The 19543-nt window shown below is 59.1% G+C and carries 17 protein-coding genes; 10 read left to right on the forward strand and 7 right to left on the reverse strand.

Features of this window, described 5'->3' with window-relative positions:
- Nucleotides 1-3 precede the first annotated feature (3 nt).
- From rapZ to yjgA, 4 genes are all read left to right on the forward strand, one after another.
- A complete protein-coding gene (rapZ, locus tag KXD86_RS05235; RefSeq protein ID WP_218635005.1) occupies nt 4-888 on the forward strand; it encodes an RNase adapter RapZ in 885 nt (294 codons plus the stop codon).
- A gap of 7 nt (nt 889-895) precedes the next feature.
- Entirely contained in the window at nt 896-1165 is a 270-nt protein-coding gene (locus KXD86_RS05240; protein WP_218635006.1) for an HPr family phosphocarrier protein, read from the forward strand.
- A 115-nt stretch (nt 1166-1280) separates the two neighbouring features.
- Entirely contained in the window at nt 1281-2642 is a 1362-nt protein-coding gene (mgtE, locus tag KXD86_RS05245; RefSeq protein ID WP_218635007.1) for a magnesium transporter, read from the forward strand.
- Between the two features lie 35 nt (nt 2643-2677).
- Nucleotides 2678-3208: a ribosome biogenesis factor YjgA gene (yjgA, locus tag KXD86_RS05250; RefSeq protein ID WP_218635008.1), complete on the forward strand. Its 531-nt coding sequence runs from the start codon at nt 2678-2680 to the stop codon at nt 3206-3208.
- A 19-nt stretch (nt 3209-3227) separates the two neighbouring features.
- Here the strand turns inward: yjgA and KXD86_RS05255 are convergent, their stop codons facing one another.
- The 7 genes from KXD86_RS05255 to KXD86_RS05285 are packed head-to-tail and all read right to left on the reverse strand — an operon-like array spanning nt 3228 to nt 12407.
- The gene (locus KXD86_RS05255; RefSeq protein WP_218635009.1) at nt 3228-4067 is read right to left on the reverse strand and encodes a carbon-nitrogen hydrolase family protein; all 840 of its coding nucleotides are present in this window, start codon (nt 4065-4067) and stop codon (nt 3228-3230) included.
- Between the two features lie 12 nt (nt 4068-4079).
- The gene (locus tag KXD86_RS05260) at nt 4080-7847 is read right to left on the reverse strand and encodes a YhdP family phospholipid transporter (protein WP_218635010.1); all 3768 of its coding nucleotides are present in this window, start codon (nt 7845-7847) and stop codon (nt 4080-4082) included.
- Nucleotides 7848-7887: 40 nt separating this feature from the next.
- Nucleotides 7888-9366 (reverse strand): ribonuclease G, encoded by a 1479-nt coding sequence (rng, locus tag KXD86_RS05265; protein ID WP_218635011.1) that lies wholly within the window; start codon nt 9364-9366, stop codon nt 7888-7890.
- Nucleotides 9363-9965, reverse strand: coding sequence for a Maf family protein (locus KXD86_RS05270; protein WP_218635012.1), 603 nt, complete (start codon nt 9963-9965; stop codon nt 9363-9365). Before KXD86_RS05270 ends, rng begins: the two co-directional genes overlap by 4 nt.
- Nucleotides 9966-9967: 2 nt before the next feature.
- A complete protein-coding gene (gene mreD / locus KXD86_RS05275; RefSeq protein ID WP_218635013.1) occupies nt 9968-10444 on the reverse strand; it encodes a rod shape-determining protein MreD in 477 nt (158 codons plus the stop codon).
- Nucleotides 10444-11337: a rod shape-determining protein MreC gene (mreC, locus tag KXD86_RS05280; protein ID WP_218636731.1), complete on the reverse strand. Its 894-nt coding sequence runs from the start codon at nt 11335-11337 to the stop codon at nt 10444-10446. Before mreC ends, mreD begins: the two co-directional genes overlap by 1 nt.
- Before the next feature lie 29 nt (nt 11338-11366).
- Complete coding sequence (locus tag KXD86_RS05285; RefSeq protein WP_218636732.1) at nt 11367-12407, reverse strand: rod shape-determining protein; 1041 nt, start codon at nt 12405-12407, stop codon at nt 11367-11369.
- A 371-nt stretch (nt 12408-12778) separates the two neighbouring features.
- On the opposite strand from KXD86_RS05285, the gene gatC reads away from it, so the two are divergent.
- From gatC to cysN, 6 genes are all read left to right on the forward strand, one after another.
- Nucleotides 12779-13066 carry an Asp-tRNA(Asn)/Glu-tRNA(Gln) amidotransferase subunit GatC gene (gene gatC, locus KXD86_RS05290; RefSeq protein WP_218635014.1) on the forward strand — a complete coding sequence of 96 codons (288 nt, stop codon included), beginning with the start codon at nt 12779-12781 and terminating at the stop codon, nt 13064-13066.
- 29 nt (nt 13067-13095) lie between these two features.
- The gene (gatA, locus tag KXD86_RS05295) at nt 13096-14553 is read left to right on the forward strand and encodes an Asp-tRNA(Asn)/Glu-tRNA(Gln) amidotransferase subunit GatA (protein WP_218635015.1); all 1458 of its coding nucleotides are present in this window, start codon (nt 13096-13098) and stop codon (nt 14551-14553) included.
- A 22-nt stretch (nt 14554-14575) separates the two neighbouring features.
- Nucleotides 14576-16027: an Asp-tRNA(Asn)/Glu-tRNA(Gln) amidotransferase subunit GatB gene (gene gatB, locus KXD86_RS05300; RefSeq protein ID WP_218635016.1), complete on the forward strand. Its 1452-nt coding sequence runs from the start codon at nt 14576-14578 to the stop codon at nt 16025-16027.
- Between the two features lie 294 nt (nt 16028-16321).
- Nucleotides 16322-16732 (forward strand): PilZ domain-containing protein, encoded by a 411-nt coding sequence (locus tag KXD86_RS05305; protein ID WP_218635017.1) that lies wholly within the window; start codon nt 16322-16324, stop codon nt 16730-16732.
- Between the two features lie 169 nt (nt 16733-16901).
- Complete coding sequence (cysD, locus tag KXD86_RS05310; protein WP_218635018.1) at nt 16902-17810, forward strand: sulfate adenylyltransferase subunit CysD; 909 nt, start codon at nt 16902-16904, stop codon at nt 17808-17810.
- Nucleotide 17811: 1 nt separating this feature from the next.
- Entirely contained in the window at nt 17812-19470 is a 1659-nt protein-coding gene (cysN, locus tag KXD86_RS05315; protein ID WP_218635019.1) for a sulfate adenylyltransferase subunit CysN, read from the forward strand.
- The last annotated feature ends 73 nt before the right edge of the window (nt 19471-19543 follow it).

A 19543-nucleotide genomic window follows, 5' to 3' on the forward strand; every position in this document is an offset into this window, starting at 1 on the left:
CCCATGAAACTGATCATCGTGAGTGGCCGATCCGGTTCCGGCAAGAGTACGGCGCTTCATGTGCTCGAAGATCTCGGTTACTACTGCATCGATAATCTACCCATCGGACTGCTGTTTCCTCTGACCCGAGAAGCGGCCGCACAGGAATCGCCCGGGCGGCTCCACAAAATGGCCGTCAGTATTGATGCCCGCAACCTGTCCGGGGAGCTCGCCAACTTCGAGGTGATTTACCATCAACTGCAGGAAACCGGCGTTACCGTCGAAATCATCTTCCTGGATGCTGACGAACAGTCTCTGCTGCAACGCTTTCATGCCACCCGGAGAAAACACCCGCTGAGCGACGACCGGACTTCACTGCGCGAAGCGATCAGCAACGAAAAGAAGCTTCTGGAGCCACTGTCCAAGCTGTCCGACCTCTACGTGAACACGACGGGCATGTCCATGTACGAACTCAGAGACATGGTCAAGCAACGTGTTGTCGGCCGCAAGGATCAGGAACTCGCCCTTCTGTTCCAGTCGTTCGGATTCAAACACGGCGTCCCTCTCGATTCAGATTATGTGTTCGACGTGCGCTGTCTGCCCAACCCCTATTGGGATAACAGCCTGCGGAAATTCGTTGGTACCGATCAACCGGTGATTGATTTTCTCGAGAAGGAACCGGCCACGGGTAAAATGATCAGCGACCTGACCAGCTTCCTGGAAACCTGGCTGCCATCCTTCGCCGACAGCAATCGCAGCTACATGACCATTTCGATTGGCTGTACCGGCGGTCAGCATCGCTCAGTGTACGTGAGCGAACAACTGTGCAAACATTTCCGGGAAACCTACAGCAACGTTCAGGTTCGTCACACCGAGCTACCTCATCTGCAGGCCCGGGGAGAGATCTGAACGCGCCATGATTCGTCGTCCCATTACCATCATCAACAAGCTTGGGCTTCATGCCCGGGCAACCGCAAAACTGGTGGCGACCGCCTCTGAGTTCGACAGCAGCGTGAGAATCAGCGGCAAAGGCCGGGACGTGGACGCAAAAAACATCATGCAGGTGATGATGCTTGCCGCCAGCCAGGGTACCGATGTCGAACTGATCGCCGACGGTCCGGATGAGGAAGCCGCCATTGACGCCCTGACGGCGTTAATCAACGACTATTTCGGCGAGGGCGAGTAAGGATTTGGTGCCCGGAGGGGTGCCGTCGCGTTCTGTGGAATTCACCTACAACTCTCTCTCACGTCTGACTCCTAACTCCGCTATAATACAGGCGTTTTCTGACTGTGGGTGATCCATGACCGATATTCTGGAGAAAAGCCAGGCCCGCCAACGTCTTCGCTCCCTGAGCGAGGCCCTGGACAGTGGTGCCCTGAAGCAGGTTGCCCGCATCCTGAATGGCGGCCTGAGCCCCAGTGATATCGCCCACCTGCTTGAATCGTCTCCGCCCCGCCAGCGCGCCCTGCTCTGGAACCTGGTGGACAAACAACTGGAAGGGGAAGTCCTCCAGTACCTGAGTGACGATATCCGTGGCTACTTCCTGAGCCAGCTGAATGCCCAGGAACTGGCGGATATCATCGAAGATTTCGAGTCGGACGATCTCGCCGACCTGCTCCAGCAATTACCGGACACGGTGATCCAGGAAGTCCTGGACACCATGGATGAGCAGGATCGCCAGCGTGTCGAAGAGGTACTCTCCTACCCCGAGGACACCGCCGGCGGCCTGATGAACACGGACACCATTACGGTGCGCCCGGACATCAGTATCGACGTTGTGTTGCGCTACCTGCGCAGACACCGCAACCTGCCCCCGATGACCGACAGCCTGATCGTAGTCAGCCGTCGCGACGAGTTCATCGGCATGCTGCCGATCACCAAGATGTTGGTATCCAATCCCGCGTCCACCGTGCGGGAAGTCATGGACACAGACATCGAACCCATCCCGGTATCCCTTTCGGATACCAAGGTCGCGACGCTGTTCGAACGCTACGACCTGATCTCGGCCCCGGTGGTGAACGAGGATGGCAGACTGCTGGGCCGCATCACCATCGATGACGTGGTCGATGTTATCCGTGAAGATGCCGACCACTCGCTGATGAGCATGGCCGGTCTCGATGAGGATGAGGATACCTTCGCCCCGGTCTGGAAAACCACCCGGCGGCGGGCGGTATGGCTCGGCATCAATCTGATCACGGCGTTCATCGCCTCGGCGGTCATTGGCCTGTTTGAGGAAACCATCACCAAAGTGGTGGCTCTGGCCGTCCTCATGCCCATTGTTGCCAGCATGGGCGGCATTGCCGGCAGCCAGACACTCACACTGGTGATTCGAGGCATGGCGGTAGGCCAGATCAGCGGCGCCAACGTCGGCTGGCTGCTGAACCGGGAGTTTCTGTCGGGCGCCCTGAACGGGCTGTTCTGGGCCCTGGTTGTTGCCACCGCCGCGGCGGCGTGGTTCCAGGATCTGCTCATCGGAGCGGTGATTGCCGCGGCTCTCGTCATCAACCTGGTGGCCGCAGCCCTTGTGGGCACCGTTCTGCCCCTGTTCCTGAAATCCAGAAATATCGATCCCGCGCTGGCAGGGAGCGTGATACTTACCACGGTTACCGATGTGGTCGGCTTCATGGCCTTTCTCGGCCTTGCCACCGTGTTTTACGCGTAATCGATGACCAATGACCGACTAGCAACGGATTCACCATGAGTCAGCATGATCAGTACGACGACGAGGAAGAATTTGGCAAGAGCAAATCCCAGCTCAAGCGGGAGATGCATGCGCTGCAGGACATCGGCAAACGCATGCTCGACCTGAGCAATGACCAGCTCGACACCTTACCGATCAGCGACACCCTGCGGGCCGCTATCGAGGAATCTCGCCGCATTCGACAAAACGAGGCCAAGCGCCGGCACCTGCAATACGTTGGCAAAATCATTCGTCAGGAAGACGATCCGGACGCCCTGAAGCGGGCTATTGATGCCTTCGATGCCGGCAGCGAGGAGCACACCCGGCGCCATCACCTTGCCGAACGTTGGCGCGACCGGATGATCGCCGAGGGGGACTCCGTGGTGGGAGAATTCTTCAGCTATTGCCCGACCGCCGATATGCAACACCTGCGCAATCTGGCACGAAACGCGCGGAAAGATGTCGAGAAGCAGAAAAACACGGGCCAGTCCCGCAAGCTCTTCCGCTACCTGCGTGAATGCATTGACGACGCCGAATCGACCCACTGATCCTCAGCTGCCGCCGGCCCTATAGCCGGCGGTGTTCCCAGACGGGCATGCGCTTGCGCAACTGTTTGAGCTGCTCTAAATCCAGTTCAGCGGCCACCACCCCCGGCCCTTCAGCCAGCTCGGTCACCACCTTCCCCCACGGATCGCAGATCAGGGAATGGCCATAGGTGCGCCGCCGTTCACTGTTCTGGCCACCCTGGCCTGGTGCAACCACCCACACCTGGTTCTCTATGGCCCTGGCACGGATAAGGGCATGCCAGTGGGCATCCCCGGTTTGCCAGGTGAATGCACTCGGCAGACATACCCACTCAGCGCCCTGCTCCCTCAGAGCACGGAAAAGCTCCGGAAACCGAAGGTCATAGCAGATGGCCAGGCCGAGCTTGCCAGCTGGGGTGTCAACGGTCACTACCCGCTCGCCGGGCTCAAAGGTGTCGGATTCCCGATATTGCCCGTGAGCGTCATCCACCACGGCATCGAACAGGTGGATTTTGTCGTACCGGGCCACTTCCCGCCCCTGCGCGTCGAAAACCAGGCACGTAGCCCTAACATGGCTTTCTATGCTGGAACCATCGGGCCGCGCGGCAAGGGGAAGAGAACCGCCCACAATCCACAGCCCCAGGTTTTTTGCCTGCTCCGCCAGAAAGGCTCGGATGACCGATTGGTCACTGGCCTCGACGCGCCCGCAATCCACCATCTGATGGGTCGCCAGAACCGCAAAGTTTTCTGGCAACACCGCCACCGAAGCGCCTTTGCTGGCCGCCTCGGCAAGCAATCGGCGCGCTTCATTGAGGTTGGCCTCTATATCCTGGGTACTCACCATCTGGATGGCGGCAACCCGGGCAGAAACAGTGTTGGTCATATAAGGCTCCTGCTATTCGCCGGTATCGAATACCCGCTGGAGATCTACCTGTGGGTCGTCCCAGGTGCCGGTTACACCGTAGGACGCGCTGGTCAGCTTGCTCAAAGGATCGCCCAGAATCTTGTCGAGGACAAATAAAGCGCCGCCGATCGGCGCGCCCGCTCCCATCAGTAGCGCGGCCAAAGGCAAATTCTGGGTCAGCGGCAGAACCACCACAAGGCGCATGTCGAGTGTCTCCTTGGCGATGTCGGTCGAGCCACTCAGCTTGAACGCACCAGAGGGCCCGACCACCTGAAGTTCCGGATCCATGGTGATGAGTCCGTCTATGAGCTGCGCCTTGCCTGAGATCGCATCAAAGGCGACCCCCCGCTCATAAAGATCGGAAAAGTCCAGCTTGAGACGGCGCCACAGGGTATCGGCGTTTAAGAGATTAAACACCCGGAACAGCTGGGCGGTGTTGTTCTGCTCCAGAATCATGCCTTCATCCAGCCGGAGGCTGACCGACCCGCTCATGTCGGCAAACGAGATTTCATCCGGCCGACCTGGCCAGTCCAGATCCAGCTCGATGTTGGTGGCCTTGTTGGTGAGCGGAATGTCGGCCCCCAGGAGCTCGTTCAGATCTGCCAGCGCGCCGCCGGTCACCGTACCGGCGAATCGGCTTACCTCGCGGTCATCAATGATGCTCCAGGTCATGTCCCCAAGCAGCGTGAGCGAGTTAAGCCGCCCCTCAATTCCCTCGACATTCAACCGGTAAGGCTCCGGGCGAAGCTGGAATGCCCAGCGCCCCATGGATTCCCGGTTCAACTGAAGATCGGAAATGGTGATGTTCACATCGGGCCAGTCGCCCATATCCAGTGAGCGAAACGCCTCGATCTGCTCTTCGATGGACAGCAGCTCAGGCGCCTCTTCCCGGGCCTCGTCGTCGCGAACCAACCTCACGACCTCGAAATCGGCCGTAACGGCCGTACCATCGTCAGGAACGACCATACGACCCACCGCGCGCTCCGACCGCGTACTAACCACCCAGCGATCGCCAAGGTCCAGCGTCTCGATGTGAATGTCCCTAAGGGTGTGGGCGCCGAGATAAAGGTGGCCAATGTCCATATCCAGGCCTATGTCCGTCCACAACAGCTCGAAAGACGCGCGGTTCTCCCAATCGCCGGCTATTCGGATGCCCTCTGCCGCTCGCGGGTCGATGGTTGCCAGCAATGGCGCGGCTTCCTCAGCCCCCTTGGCCAGCGGGTCAGGCCAATCTACGGCGACGCCCTGAAGGTCCGAACGGACATTAATCACGGACGTGGCGTCGGCTCCAACATCGAGGGCGGCGGAATAACTCAGGACACCGCTGAGCCCAAGCGTGGTATCGGGAGCAAGGCCCGTCGCCGAAAGTACGTCCGCCATGGAAAGCTGGCCAGACTGGCGAACTGACAGGGCCTCGCCGGACACACTCCGGGCCAAGCGGATGGCCACAGGATTACCGAAGAAGCTCGCCGTCAGAGGTCCCCCTGAAAAACCATCAACAGAGTGGTAAGTCAGCTCCCCACTAAGCCCCTCCCACGAAAGGCCCGCAGGCGAGTACGCCACAGACGCGTCGCTGGCCAGGATGCTCGCCTCAACCAGCACATCCCGACTACCTGCGAGGGGTACGTCCAGGCCGAGGTTCAGTTGGTAGGAACCACCGAATTCAAGCGATGCAGCCTCGGAGCCCGCCATGTCTCCCAGCGGACTGTTGCTCAACCAGAAGCCCACAGCGTCGCCAGGCACCTCCGCTGAGGCGTCGACCCGAACCACGGTGTCACCCGCTTCCGGCATAACGCTGACCGTGCTGGGTGAGAGCGTCAGACCTCCGGTCCGCCCCTGCTCAAGGGTTACTGTGGTTTCCAGGTTATTGACCACTACCCGACCACGTGCCCCCGAGATCTCCGGCCAACGCTCATCGTAAAGCACCGACGCCTTCTCGAAATCGAATCGCATGGACGAGGCGAACGAGCCTCGTGGCGCATCCGAACCGATCTGCCCGTGACCGTAATAGACGCCTGACACAATGTCGGCGGTCCGTATCGATGTCGTCAACCATTGATAAAGCTCCGGGTTCACCACCTTTGACGGCACGAACTCCGCCAACATGGACTCCGTCGCGTTCCCAACGCCGACCCGCAGCCCCAGGTTATCCTCGCCCTCCCGGTCCAGCTTCAGATCAAACGCGCCGGAGAATTGGGTGTTCTCGCCATAGGCCATGCGCAGGTTGTCGGCGAAGACCCGGGTAATCGCGCCATCCAACTGCCACGCCACCAGGCCCTCGAACTCGGAAAACGTCCAGCTTCCCTCGTACAGTTCCGGAAATTCCAGGGTCACCGGACCCTCGGCGTCGTGAATGTCGACGTACCCGGCGCCCGGGTCCAGGTACAGCGAACCGGACAACCCCTGGATGCCGGGAGCGCCTCCGTAGGCCTGGATACTGATATCGCGGAGGTTTCCGGATAACTCGAATCGGTTTGCCTCCGCTCTCGGCAACCAGAGGGACACCCGGTCCAGATAACCATCGGGGCGGTAGTTCTGCAGTGCGTCCGCGCCCTTGGGAGGCACGAGTGGCAATAACGACAGGAGCCTACGAGTGGGCCCGAGCGGCAGGGCATCGGCAATAACCCGGAGACCGCCCGCTTCCGGCGCCAGCCGCAAACTGAACGGAGACACGTCATCGCCATTCCAGGTCCATTCAAGCTGTTGCAGGTGCCACTCGCCCGGCCCGTCGGTCTCATGCGGGCCGTCCTCCGGGGTCGAGGACGTCTCCGACAGCGCCCCCTGGGATCGGCGCCAGCCAAAACGCGCTCGGATGTTCTCAATGGGGGCAAGGGAAGCCTGCCCAACCCCCAATTGCAGGTAGGGCGTTTCCAGGGTTCCACTCACCTGCAGGATCTGACCGTCGCGGAAGGTGAGCCAGGCTTCACCACCGAGATCAAAGCCTTCAACACGGATGTCCCGCCAGTGGTATTGGTCTATCAGACCGTCAAAAAGCCGGCCAGAGTTCACGTCCAGGTAAAGCTGGCCGGTAAAATCACCCCGGAAGAAATGCCGCCCGACCAGACTGAAGCTGGCCAGTTGCTCCGTCGTTCCGGATTTGATGGCGCGCCCTGACGCCCGGAAAAGTCCCTGTCGATAGACGAGATCCAGCTGGGGTATGTACACATGGCGCTGGTGCCCCTCGTTATCCTGGATCCCTAGGTTGAATCGAGTGATTTTGACGTAGGGCTCAGACAGCCACTCACCCGCCAGTTCGAGCCAGTACTTGAGCCGGTTGTTAACGGGCTCTGGCAGATCAGCGCCTTTTACGCCCACCTGTCCTGCCGGGGACTGATTCAGCGTCAGCTCGACACCGTCGACTTCGAAATCCTCAAAAACAATCCGCAATCGGCTCAGGGAGGACAGGAAGTCGAACCGGACACGTAAATGGTCAACACGGGCAACGGTCAGCCCCGAATCCGGATTGGTGAGGGAAATCTGTTCCGCGGTAAACGAGGGATCCAGCCAGAACCAACGAGAGGACAGACTGCCGATGGCGACATCCTGACCAAGGCGGGTCGACAATTCGGCGGCGAGGTCATCGGCGAAGGCGTCAACATTGCGGGTGAGCTGGCGCCCCACCCCTGCGTACAGCGCAAAGACCACCAGCACGAACAGAAGAAACCACCAGACAAGGCTGGACACCCGCGCGGCGAACCTGACCGGCGGACTTTCAACCTGATGATCCGGTACTGGGGACTCGCGATCAGCGGGTGACATCAGATGGGCCTACTCCCCGCGCCGACAGACAGCCCTCGGATCAGAGCAAGACAACATCGTACTGCTCCTGACTGTAGAACGGTTCCACCTGAAAGCGAATGGTCTTGCTGATAAAGGTCTCGAGATCCGCGACATTGTCTGACTCTTCATCCAGCAGGCGGTCAACCACGCTCTGCGATGCCATCACCAGATAATTCTCGGCCTCGTAGGCCCGGTTAACCCGGAGAATCTCCCGGAAGATCTCGTAGCACACGGTCTCGCTGGTCTTCAGGAAACCGCGACCATCGCAGATCGGACAAGGCTCGCACAGGACCTGCCCCAGACTCTCCGTGGTTCGTTTCCGGGTCATCTCTACGAGGCCCAGTTCCGAGACCCCGGTGATCTTGGTCTTGGCATGATCCCGCTCAAGCATCTTTTCCAGCATACGGTGGACCTGACGCTGATGCTCAGGATCCTCCATATCGATGAAATCAATGATGATAATGCCGCCGAGGTTGCGCAGGCGCAATTGCCGGCTGATCGACCGGGCCGCTTCGAGGTTGGTCTTGAATATCGTCTCTTCCAGGTTCCGATGCCCGACAAACCCACCGGTATTGATGTCGATGGTCGTCATCGCCTCGGTCTGATCAATGATCACGTAGCCGCCGGACTTCAGCTGGACCTTACGGCTGAGCGCTTTCTGGATTTCATCTTCAACCGAGTAGAGATCAAAAATCGGGCGCTCACCCGGATAATATTCCACCTTGTCGGAAAACTCGGTAACAAACTCCTCGACAAATTCCATCACCCGCTGATGGCTCTCCCGGCTATCAATCCGCACTTTTTCCGTTTGCGGGCGTATGAGATCGCGGATGGTCCGGATAAAAAGCGGGAGATCCTGATAAATCACTGCCGGCGCCTGAACGCGGGCAATGCGTTCATGGATAGACTGACTGAGGCGGTGAAGGTAGGTCATGTCACCGATCAGTTCGTCGGGCGATGCGGCTTCTGCGGCCGTCCGGATGATGTAACCGCCCTGCACTTCGGTTTCTTCGGCCGCCGCCTCTTCCACCAGGGTCTTCAACCGGGTGCGTTCGGCTTCGTCTTCAATCCGCTGGGAGATGCCGACGTGATTGACGCCGGGCATGAACACCAGATAACGGGACGGAATGGAGAGTTGCGTGGTCAGCCGGGCACCTTTGGTACCGATTGGGTCCTTGGTAACCTGGACCACCAGGGATTGCCCCTCCCGCAGCAGTGTCCGGATATCCGGCACGGTCTTCGGCCCGTCACTGGGCTCGTCGCCGCCGGACTGGGACACAACGTCGGAGGCATGAATAAACGCGGCGCGCTCCAGGCCAATATCCACAAACGCCGCTTCCATGCCGGGAAGCACCCTGACCACCTTGCCCTTGTAGATGTTGCCAACGATGCCCTTGCGACTGGTGCGCTCAATGTAGGCTTCCTGCAACATCCCGTTTTCAACCAACGCCACGCGGGTTTCCACGGGAGTCACGTTGATCAGGATCTCTTCACTCATGTTCCGCTCTCCAGACTGTTTGGCCAGCTTTCCCAGACCGGATGACCGGCATCTGCCAGCAGGGCCGCAGTTTCCAGCAGCGGCAAACCCACCACAGCACTGTAACTGCCCCGTAGTTTACTGACAAAAATACCACCAAGACCCTGAATTCCATAGCTTCCAGCCTTGTCCATCGGTTCGCCGCTGGCGGCGTAGGCTTCAATTTCAGCCCGCGAGAGCGATCGGAATGTGACTTCAGTGATCACCACCCGAGACTGGCATCGATCGTCTTCAGCCAGAGCCACGGCGGTCATCACCTGATGGGTGGCTCCAGAGAGCGTCAGCAAGGTCTCGACCGCCTCGTCGCGGTTGGCTGGTTTCCCGAGGATAACCCCATTGAGAACAACCGAGGTGTCGGAGCCCAGCACCAGGACGCCGGGCGAGGAGCCCGAGACAGCCAGGGCCTTATCCCTGGCCAGGCGTTCCACATAGTGTTCTGGGGGTTCCCCGGGCCGGGGCGTTTCATCCACGTCAGCGGGCTGGACCGAAAAGGTCACACCAATCTGCTGCAGCAGTTCTGACCGCCGTGGCGAGGCCGATGCAAGGATGATCGACGCCATGCCTAACCCAACTTGCGGTTGATGTTGTCCAGCAGGACACAAAAGACAGGCCAGGCCAAAGCACTGGTCAGCGCTGGCCACAGATAACTGAAGCCCGCATCGTCGCCGCCCAGCATCTGCTTGATGAAGTGAACGAGCATCTGGTTAATGCCCAGCAACAGGAACACCATCAGGCACTGCTGAGGCATGGGGTACATTCGAAGCCGCTGGTGCACCGTCAGAACGAGGAACGCAATCAACCCCATGGCCAGGGCATTGACGCCCATCGGGGTAGCTTCAAGCACGTCCAGCAACAGCCCCAGACACCAGGCCAGCAAGATGCCGAATTGCGCGGGCGCCCGGAAGGTCCAGTAGAACACAACCAGACCGACCCATTCCGGCCGGAACTCAAACCAGCCCACCGGGAACAACGAGATGCTCAGCACCAGGGCCACGATGACAGACAGGGCAAATACCGGATAACTGATTACAGACAACATCAGCCCGCTCCCTCCTGTCCGGTATCCTGATCGGCGTCGCCCGCCGTTTCTCCGCCGTCATCCGCCGGGGTTTCCTCGGCCACGGTTGGCGGGAAGACGACCAGCACCAACCGGCTCTGATTCAGTTGCGCCCGGGGAATGGCTTCGATGGATACAAACGGTTCTCCAGGCTCCTTATTGATCAGCCCGACCTCTGCGACTGGATAGCCACGGGGGAACCGACCTCCCAGGCCCGAACTGACCAGCAGATCGCCCTCACGGATATCGGCCGTGTCCGGAACGTGAACGAGATCCAGCGCGTTGGTGTCACCCGTGCCCAGCAGAATGGCCCTGAGCCCGTTTCGCACCACTTCGACCGGCACGGCGTGACTGCTGTCTGACACCAGCAGGACACGGGACGTGATCTGGCTGGTCTGGACCACCTGCCCCATCAGCCCATGGGCATCCAGAACGGCCTGGCCCGGCCTGAGGCCGTCACTTTCACCCTTGTTGATGATGATTTCGTGGGAAAACGGATCCGGCGAGACGCCGACAACCTCGCCCACGATGACGCGGTCATCCAGCACTTCGGAGGAATTCATCAACCGGCGCAATTCGTTGTTCTCGGACGCAAGGGCGGCGTATTTGAGCGCCCGCCGCTCAAGAATCATCAGGCGAGCCTTGAGATCCTCGTTTTCCTGCTGGAGGTCTTCCTTATTGACGAAGAGACCAGCCACCCAGTCGCTGAATTCGTAGGGGGCGTTGCCAAGCCAATAAACAGGAGCGAGGCCTGTCGCGATGGTACTGCGAACAAAGGAGAGCTTGTCGAAACGCGCATCGGCAACCACCAGGGTTGCCGATACGATGACAATGAGAAAGAGTCTGAAACCCGGTACCGGGCCCTGGACAAAGATGGTCTTAATGGCGATCCCTCCCTACAGGATTATCCCTCCTGGGAGAACATTCCGATGCCACCCCGATCAATCACTTCCAGCGCCTTGCCACCGCCTCGGGCGACACAGGTCAGCGGGTCTTCCGCGATGATAACCGGCAACCCGGTTTCCTCACTAAGCAGCTTGTCCAGGCCTCTGAGCAGAGCACCACCACCGGTCAACACGATACCACGCTCGGCGATGTCGGAAGCCAGTTCCGGCGGCGACTGCTCCAGTGCGCTCTTCACGGTCTGAACGATTTGCGCCAGGGACTCCTGCAGCGCGTCGAGAATCTCCTCGCTGTTCAGGGTAAAGGCCCTGGGAACGCCTTCGGCAAGGTTGCGGCCGCGAACGTCGATCTCGCGAATTTCGAGCCCCTCGTACGCACAGCCAATTTCGTGCTTGATACGCTCGGCGGTGGAGTCACCGATCAGGCTGCCGTAGTTGCGACGGACGTAGGTCACGATCGCCTCGTCGAACTTGTCACCGCCCACCCGGACGGATTCGGCGTAAACAATGCCGTTCAGGGAGATGATCGCGATCTCGGTGGTACCACCGCCAATGTCGACGATCATGGAACCGCTGGCCTCCTCGACCGGCAGACCGGCACCGATGGCGGCGGCCATCGGCTCCTCAATAAGGAACACCTCACGCGCGCCTGCGCCCAGGGCGGACTCACGAATGGCCTTGCGCTCAACCTGGGTCGATTTGCTGGGCACACACACCAGAACCCGGGGGCTGGGCGTGATGAAGCTGTTCTCGTGCACTTTGTGTATAAAGTGCTGCAGCATTTTCTCGGTCACTACGAAGTCTGCGATCACCCCATCCTTCATCGGCCGGATGGCGGTAATGTTCCCCGGTGTACGCCCCAGCATGCGCTTGGCTTCTGCCCCAACGGCTGCCACCATTTTCTGGGAGTTATTGGTGCGGATGGCCACAACAGACGGCTCGTTCAGCACAATACCTCGCTCACGCACGTAAATAAGGGTGTTTGCGGTGCCCAGGTCGATGGACAGGTCGCTGGAGAATAAGCCTCGGAGTCTTTTGATCAACATTCGTGTAGTTTCAACCTGAGAGTTGCAGTCGCAGAAAAGATGCGGCAACTTTAGCAGCGAGCACCCCTGCAGGCAAGGCGCGAAAAGGCCGTGCGCCTTACGGTTCACACATTCCCCCCATACCTTGGGCCCTCCCGCCCGTGTTCGAATCTGTTACCATACGCTCTTTCTTTTCTATCCAAGGTGAAAGGCCGCTCGAAGAACGCGCTCCGAAACCCCTGCAAGCACCTCCACGAGGCGCTTGGGCGCGGCCATATGTGGCTCGGCAGAGTTTTGGAAAGCAGGCGCCGGCCGCCCCGATGTCAGGTGGCGCCAGTGGGCTCAAAGGACTTTCATTAAAGACACTTCATTTATCAGGGAGACAATGCGTGACCATTTCCCGTGAGGACATCGAAAAAGTCGCTGTGCTCGCCCGCATCCGTGTGGACGATGAGCAGATTTCGGCCCTGGAGAACGACCTCGGAAACATTCTTGACCTGGTCGACCAACTCAGCGCCGCCGATACAGAGAACGTCGAGCCCATGGCCCATCCTCTGGACGCTGTCCAGCGCCTGCGTCCGGACGAGGTAACCGAGACCAATCAAAGGGAAGCCTTCCAGGCCATTGCTCCGGCCACCGAGAACGGCCTTTATCTCGTGCCCCGCGTTATTGAGTGATCTGACGACCAGCGATTTCAGGAATCATCATGCACAACAAATCCGTAGCAGAGCTTTCCCGGGAGTTGGAAAGCGGCAAGATTTCAAGCGTGGAGCTGACGCAACAGTTCCTTGACCGCGTCAAGCAGGAAGACACCCGGTATAACAGCTTCATTACCGTGACCGAAGAGCAGGCCCTGGCTGACGCCAAAGCCGCCGACGAACAGCGGGCGGCCGGCAACGCGACGCCCTGGACTGGCGTCCCCCTTGCCCACAAGGACATTTTCTGCACGAACGGCGTGCGAACCACGTGCGGCTCAAAAATGCTGGAGAATTTCGTACCACCCTATGACGCCACGGTCACGGCTAACTTTCGCAGGGCCGGCGCGGTGTGCCTGGGCAAGACCAACATGGACGAGTTCGCCATGGGCTCCTCCAACGAAGCCAGTCATTTTGGCCCGGTAACCAACCCCTGGGGACTGAGCAAAGGCGAGAAACGGGTGCCGGGCGGGTCGTCCGGCGGCTCCGCTGCCGCCGTTGCCGCACGACTGGTGCCGGCCGCCACTGCCACCGATACCGGCGGCTCCATCCGCCAGCCCGCGGCGCTGTGCGGTGTGACGGGCCTGAAGCCCACCTATGGTCGCGTCTCCCGGTACGGCATGATCGCCTTCGCCTCCAGCCTTGATCAGGGTGGCACCATCGCCCGCACCGCGGAAGATAACGCCTTGATGCTCAACGTCATGGCCGGCTTCGATCCGAAGGACTCCACGTCAGTCGATCGCGCGGTTCCGGATTACACCGCCACTCTGAATGAGCCGTTGAAAGGCCTACGGATTGGCTTGCCCAAAGAATATTTCTCGGACCAACTCAGTCCCGCCATGGAAGAGCAGGTTCGGGCCGCGGTCCGGGAGTACGAGAAGCTTGGCGCCACGGTGAAAGACGTGTCGCTGCCGAACGCCAAACTGGCCATTGCGGCCTACTACGTGATCGCGCCGGCCGAGGCATCCGCCAACCTGTCACGCTTCGATGGGGTGCGGTATGGCTACCGCTGTGAAGATCCGAAAGACCTGATGGATCTTTACACTCGCACCCGCGCCGAGGGCTTTGGCACGGAAGTGAAGCGCCGCATTCTGGTGGGCACCTACGCCCTGTCCGCCGGCTATTTCGACGCCTATTACCTCAAGGCCCAAAAGGTGCGCCGGCTGATCCAGCAGGACTTCATCAACGCCTTCAAGGACGTTGACGTCCTCATGAGCCCGACGACTCCGTCCCCTGCTTTTGCGCTCGGCGAAAAGACCAATGACCCGGTGACCATGTACCTTGAGGACATCTTCACCATCGCCATCAACCTGGCCGGCGTTCCTGCCATGTCGGTGCCTGCCGGCTTCGTGGACGGACTGCCCGTTGGTCTGCAGATTATTGGAGACTATTTCTCCGAGGCCCGACTGCTGAACGCCGCCCATCAATTCCAGCAGGTGACCGACTGGCACCAGCGTGAACCGCAATAAGCCCGAAAAGGAGAGTGACACCATGCAATGGGATATTGTGATCGGGCTGGAAATTCACGTTCAGCTCGCCACCAAAACCAAGATATTTTCCGGCTCCAGCACGGCCTACGGCGCAGAGCCCAACACCCAGGCCAACGCCGTTGACCTGGCCATGCCTGGCACCCTACCGGTTCCAAACGAGCAGGCGTTCCGCTACGCGGTCATGTTTGGCCTGGCGGTGAACGCCGAGATCGAGCGACGCTCCGTATTCGAGCGCAAGAACTACTTTTACCCGGACCTGCCCAAGGGCTACCAGACCACACAACTTGAGCGCCCGATCGTCGGCCCCGGTTATGTCGATCTGGATCTCGCCAACGGCGAAACCAAGCGGGTGCGCATCCACCACGCCCACCTGGAAGAAGACGCCGGGAAATCCCTGCACGAGGATTTCCATGGCATGACCGGGGTGGACTTGAACCGGGCCGGCACACCTCTGATTGAAGTGGTCACCGAGCCGGATATGACCAGTGCCGAAGAAGCGGTGGCGTTTGCCAAGAAGCTGCACAGCCTGGTGACGTCGTTGGGCATCTGCGACGGCGACATGTCCCAGGGCTCCATGCGTTTTGACGTCAACATTTCGCTTAAACCGAAAGGATCGGAGACGCTGGGCACGCGCACCGAAACCAAAAACCTGAACTCCTTCAGGTTCATGGAACAGGCAATTGCCCACGAAGTTGAGCGGCAGATGGACATCCTGGAAGACGGCGGCGTCATTGAACAGGAAACCCGCCTTTACAACGGCGACCGGGATCAATCCCGTTCGATGCGCACCAAGGAAGAAGCCAACGACTACCGCTACTTCCCTTGTCCGGACCTGCTGCCGGTAGAAATCGACGATGCCTTTATCGAGGATGCCCGCAGCCGCCTCCCTGAATTGCCCGATGCTCGAAAGGCGCGGTTCAAGGAACAATACGGTCTGAACGACTACGACGCCGGACTGCTTAGCGGCGATGCCAGACTGGCCGCCTTCTTCGAAGACGCGGTTAGCCATGGAAAGGACGCAAAGCTGACTGCCAACTGGATCCAGGGCGAATTCTCGGCTCGACTGAACGCCGAGGAAAAATCCGTGGCGGAGTCCCCGATCTCGGGCACCCAGTTGGGCGACCTGATCGTGCGAATTGCCGACAACACCATCTCCTCAGCCGGAGCCAAGAAAGTCTTTGACGCTCTGTGGACCGGGGAAAACGACAGTGTCGATGCCATTATCGATGCCAAGGGCCTTAAACAGGTTTCCGACACCGGGGCACTGGAGAAAATGGTCGATGAGGTTCTGGCAGGCATGCCCGACCAGGTGGCTCAGTACCGGAGCGAGGAAGACCCCAAGAAGCGCAAGAAAATGCTGGGCGGCTTTATGGGCCCACTGATGAAGGCATCCAAAGGACAGGGTAACCCGAAGCTCTTCAATGAGATTCTGGTCAAGAAGCTTTCTGACTGACAGCCTGCCTTGAGACCGGGGCGACATCGCTTTGCGCCCCGGTCTTTCTCCACTCCTTTTCTACCCCCGCCTCTCAGCACTCGCTGACTTCCGGCAAAGCCGCCTCATGTGACGTGCGTCAAAATCTGTGACGCCTTGTTCAGAAATAAGTAACAAATCTGCCACAATGAACGACACGCTTCTTGCCGATCATTAAGTAAACAACTAAGATTTATCGGGCTTAAGTATTTTTTCTGGAAGGGATTTATGGGAAAGGCAGCCGCATTTGAAACCAGCCACGCCAGACGAGTGAACATGAAACCAGTCGCCATAAAAACCAATCTTCGCAATCAGCAACGGGTGGATGTTTCCACTGAAATCACCGTGGAAAAGCCCGATGGTTCCTGCCTGACCTGCTCGGTTGCCAACCTGTCCAGGACCGGCGTGATGATTTCCTGCAGCCGGGAAGCCGTTAAAGCACTTCTGCCTGATCAACAAACCCCTGCACCGGGCAACTGGATTTCCGTCAAAACCCGCTTTTCAGTGCCCGTGGTCGCCACCCAGCCAGTCTCTATTATTGCCGATGGCAACATCGTACATATGCGCCGGGTTGCCCGGGATGAGTTCCATCTGGGTATTCAATTCTCCGAATTCGAAGGCAATGGCTTCGACTACGTCGACCGGTACGTTGCCAAGTTGCTCGCGGACTCCCGCAATCCGGCCTGATCTCCGGCCTGCAAAACCCCGCCGTGACAGCGACCTCTCCCGCTTTGTCGCTATATTATTATAACGTCAAACTCTAGTTGCAGCGCTTCTTATACCCTTGCTGGCTCTGGTATAGTTACAGGTCAAATTTGCACAGCCATAAAGGCCCGCACCGCGGCAACGGAACACCATGACCACATACAACCTCACGCACCTGAAGCAGCTGGAAGCGGAAAGCATCCACATCATCCGGGAAGTGGCAGCCGAGTTCGACAACCCGGTCATGCTCTACTCCATCGGCAAGGATTCCGCGGTCATGCTGCACCTTGCACGTAAAGCCTTCTACCCCGGCAAGCCACCGTTCCCCCTGATGCACGTGGACACCACGTGGAAGTTCAAGGACATGATCGACTTCCGGGACCGCAAGGTGAAGGAGTATGGGCTCGATCTGATCGTCCACAAGAATGAGGACGGCATCAAGCAGGGCATTGGCCCGTTCACGCATGGCAGCGCCAAGCACACCGACGTGATGAAAACCCAGGCGCTGAAACAGGCGCTGGACAAGTACAAGTTTGATGCGGCATTCGGCGGCGCCCGTCGAGACGAAGAGAAATCCCGCGCCAAGGAACGGGTTTATTCGTTCCGGGATGAGTACCATCGCTGGGATCCGAAAAACCAGCGTCCCGAGCTGTGGAACATCTACAACGGCAAGATCAACAAAGGCGAAAGCATTCGGGTGTTCCCGCTGTCCAACTGGACAGAACTGGACATCTGGCAGTACATCTACCTCGAAAACATCGAGATCGTTCCCCTCTACTACGCCGCCAAGCGTCCTGTTGTCGAGCGCGACGGTACATTGATCATGGTGGACGACGACCGCATGCCGCTGAAGGAAGGCGAGAAGCCGATGATGAAATCGGTCCGCTTCCGCACCCTCGGCTGCTACCCGCTGACCGGCGCCATCGAATCCGAGGCAGACACCCTGCCTGAGATTATTCAGGAGATGTTGCTGGCAACCAGCTCCGAACGTCAGGGGCGGGTCATTGACCACGATTCAGCCGGGTCCATGGAACAGAAGAAGCGGGAAGGGTATTTCTAAGATGTCACACCAGTCTGATCTGATTGCGGAAGATATTCAGGCCTACCTGAAGCAACACGAGAACAAAGAGCTGCTGCGCCTGCTGACCTGTGGCAGCGTCGATGACGGCAAGAGCACCCTGATCGGCCGCCTGCTGCACGACACCAAAATGATCTACGAAGATCACATGGCGAGCCTGAAAACAGACAGCGCCAAGATGGGCACCACCGGCGAGAAGCTCGATCTGGCGCTGCTGGTCGATGGCCTTCAGGCCGAGCGTGAACAAGGTATTACGATCGACGTTGCCTATCGCTTCTTCTCGACCGACAAACGCAAGTTCATCATTGCCGATACCCCGGGGCACGAACAGTACACCCGAAACATGGCGACTGGCGCGTCAACCGCCCAGTTGGCAATCCTGATGATCGATGCCCGCCACGGCGTGCTGACCCAAACACGACGCCACTCCTTTATTGCCTCGCTCCAGGGCATTCGCCACATCGTGGTGGCCGTGAACAAAATGGATCTGGTGGATTTCAGCGAAGAACGCTTCAACGAAATCAAGGATGAGTACTTGGCATTCGCGGCCAAACTCGGCCTGAAGGACATCCGGTTCGTGCCGATTTCCGCCCTGGAAGGCGACAACGTCGTCAACAAGAGCGAAAACACGCCCTGGTTTACCGGACAGCCGTTGATGGACATCCTGGAAACCGTCGAGATCTCCAGAGACAAGAACCTCGAGCACTTCCGTTTCCCGGTGCAGTATGTGAATCGCCCCAACCTGAACTTTCGCGGCTTTTGCGGCACTATCGCCTCCGGCGTGGTGCGCCCGGGCGACGAGGTGATGGCACTACCGTCCCGTCGCACCAGCAAGGTGAAAGACATTGTTACCTTTGATGGAAACCTTGAAGAGGCTTACATCGACCAGGCAGTCACCCTCACCCTGACGGATGAGATCGATATCAGCCGCGGTGACATGCTGGTCAAGGTGGAGGACGAGCCGGAAGTCGACAACCGCTTCAACGCCAACATCGTCTGGATGACAGACGCACCGCTGGAAACTGGTCGACTCTACGACATCAAACTCGGGCCAACCTTTACCTCCGGCACGGTAAAGAAGATCCATCACCAGACCGACGTAAACACACTTGAGCAGAATACCAACCCCAGCAAGCTTCAGTTGAACGAAATCGGTCTGTGCGAACTCACCCTGAACCAGCCCATCGCCTTTGACGCCTACCAGCGCAACCACGCCACGGGCAGCTTCATCGTGATCGACCGCCTCACTAACGTCACCGTTGGCGCAGGCATGATCGCCGGTCTCGCAGACGGTCTCGAATCGCTCGATCCGGTTAGCCCGGAGGAACGCGAACGTCGATTGGCTCAGAAGCCGGCGATCATTGGCTGTAGTGGCAAACAGGCGCCAGCGCTGGCACTGGCCGTTGAGCGTGCACTCTTCGATCAGGGCAAGACCGCGGTCGTAGTCACCGAAGACAACGCCGGCGGTGCCGACGATCGCCGCCGGACAGCCCAACTGTTGTCCTCTCACGGCCTCATCGCCGTTGCGGTCAACCTCGGTTCCGATGTAGCCTCTGCGTCCGTTTCCGCCGATAGCGATCAGGAGATTCCTGCCGCTGTCGGCCAACTGGTACAACAGTTGATCCGGAGCAAGCGCATCTGACCCCAGGGTTGCACACAAGCCCCGCAGGCCAGTGACGCCTCCGGGGCTTTTTTATTGCACGAGTCGCAAGAGA

It is taken from the genome of Marinobacter arenosus, assembly GCF_019264345.1.
In the GTDB taxonomy this organism is placed as follows: domain Bacteria; phylum Pseudomonadota; class Gammaproteobacteria; order Pseudomonadales; family Oleiphilaceae; genus Marinobacter; species Marinobacter arenosus.

Excerpts from the sequence above, each read along its gene's own strand:
- rapZ (WP_218635005.1), top strand. The coding sequence starts at position 4 with ATGAAACTGATCATCGTGAGTGGCCGATCCGGTTCCGGCAAGAGTACG.
- KXD86_RS05240 (WP_218635006.1), top strand. The coding sequence starts at position 896 with ATGATTCGTCGTCCCATTACCATCATCAACAAGCTTGGGCTTCATGCC.
- mgtE (WP_218635007.1), top strand. The coding sequence starts at position 1,281 with ATGACCGATATTCTGGAGAAAAGCCAGGCCCGCCAACGTCTTCGCTCC.
- yjgA (WP_218635008.1), top strand. The coding sequence starts at position 2,678 with ATGAGTCAGCATGATCAGTACGACGACGAGGAAGAATTTGGCAAGAGC.
- KXD86_RS05255 (WP_218635009.1), bottom strand. The coding sequence starts at position 4,067 with ATGACCAACACTGTTTCTGCCCGGGTTGCCGCCATCCAGATGGTGAGT.
- KXD86_RS05260 (WP_218635010.1), bottom strand. The coding sequence starts at position 7,847 with ATGTCACCCGCTGATCGCGAGTCCCCAGTACCGGATCATCAGGTTGAA.
- rng (WP_218635011.1), bottom strand. The coding sequence starts at position 9,366 with ATGAGTGAAGAGATCCTGATCAACGTGACTCCCGTGGAAACCCGCGTG.
- KXD86_RS05270 (WP_218635012.1), bottom strand. The coding sequence starts at position 9,965 with ATGGCGTCGATCATCCTTGCATCGGCCTCGCCACGGCGGTCAGAACTG.
- mreD (WP_218635013.1), bottom strand. The coding sequence starts at position 10,444 with ATGTTGTCTGTAATCAGTTATCCGGTATTTGCCCTGTCTGTCATCGTG.
- gatA (WP_218635015.1), top strand. The coding sequence starts at position 13,096 with ATGCACAACAAATCCGTAGCAGAGCTTTCCCGGGAGTTGGAAAGCGGC.
- gatB (WP_218635016.1), top strand. The coding sequence starts at position 14,576 with ATGCAATGGGATATTGTGATCGGGCTGGAAATTCACGTTCAGCTCGCC.
- KXD86_RS05305 (WP_218635017.1), top strand. The coding sequence starts at position 16,322 with ATGAAACCAGTCGCCATAAAAACCAATCTTCGCAATCAGCAACGGGTG.
- cysD (WP_218635018.1), top strand. The coding sequence starts at position 16,902 with ATGACCACATACAACCTCACGCACCTGAAGCAGCTGGAAGCGGAAAGC.
- cysN (WP_218635019.1), top strand. The coding sequence starts at position 17,812 with ATGTCACACCAGTCTGATCTGATTGCGGAAGATATTCAGGCCTACCTG.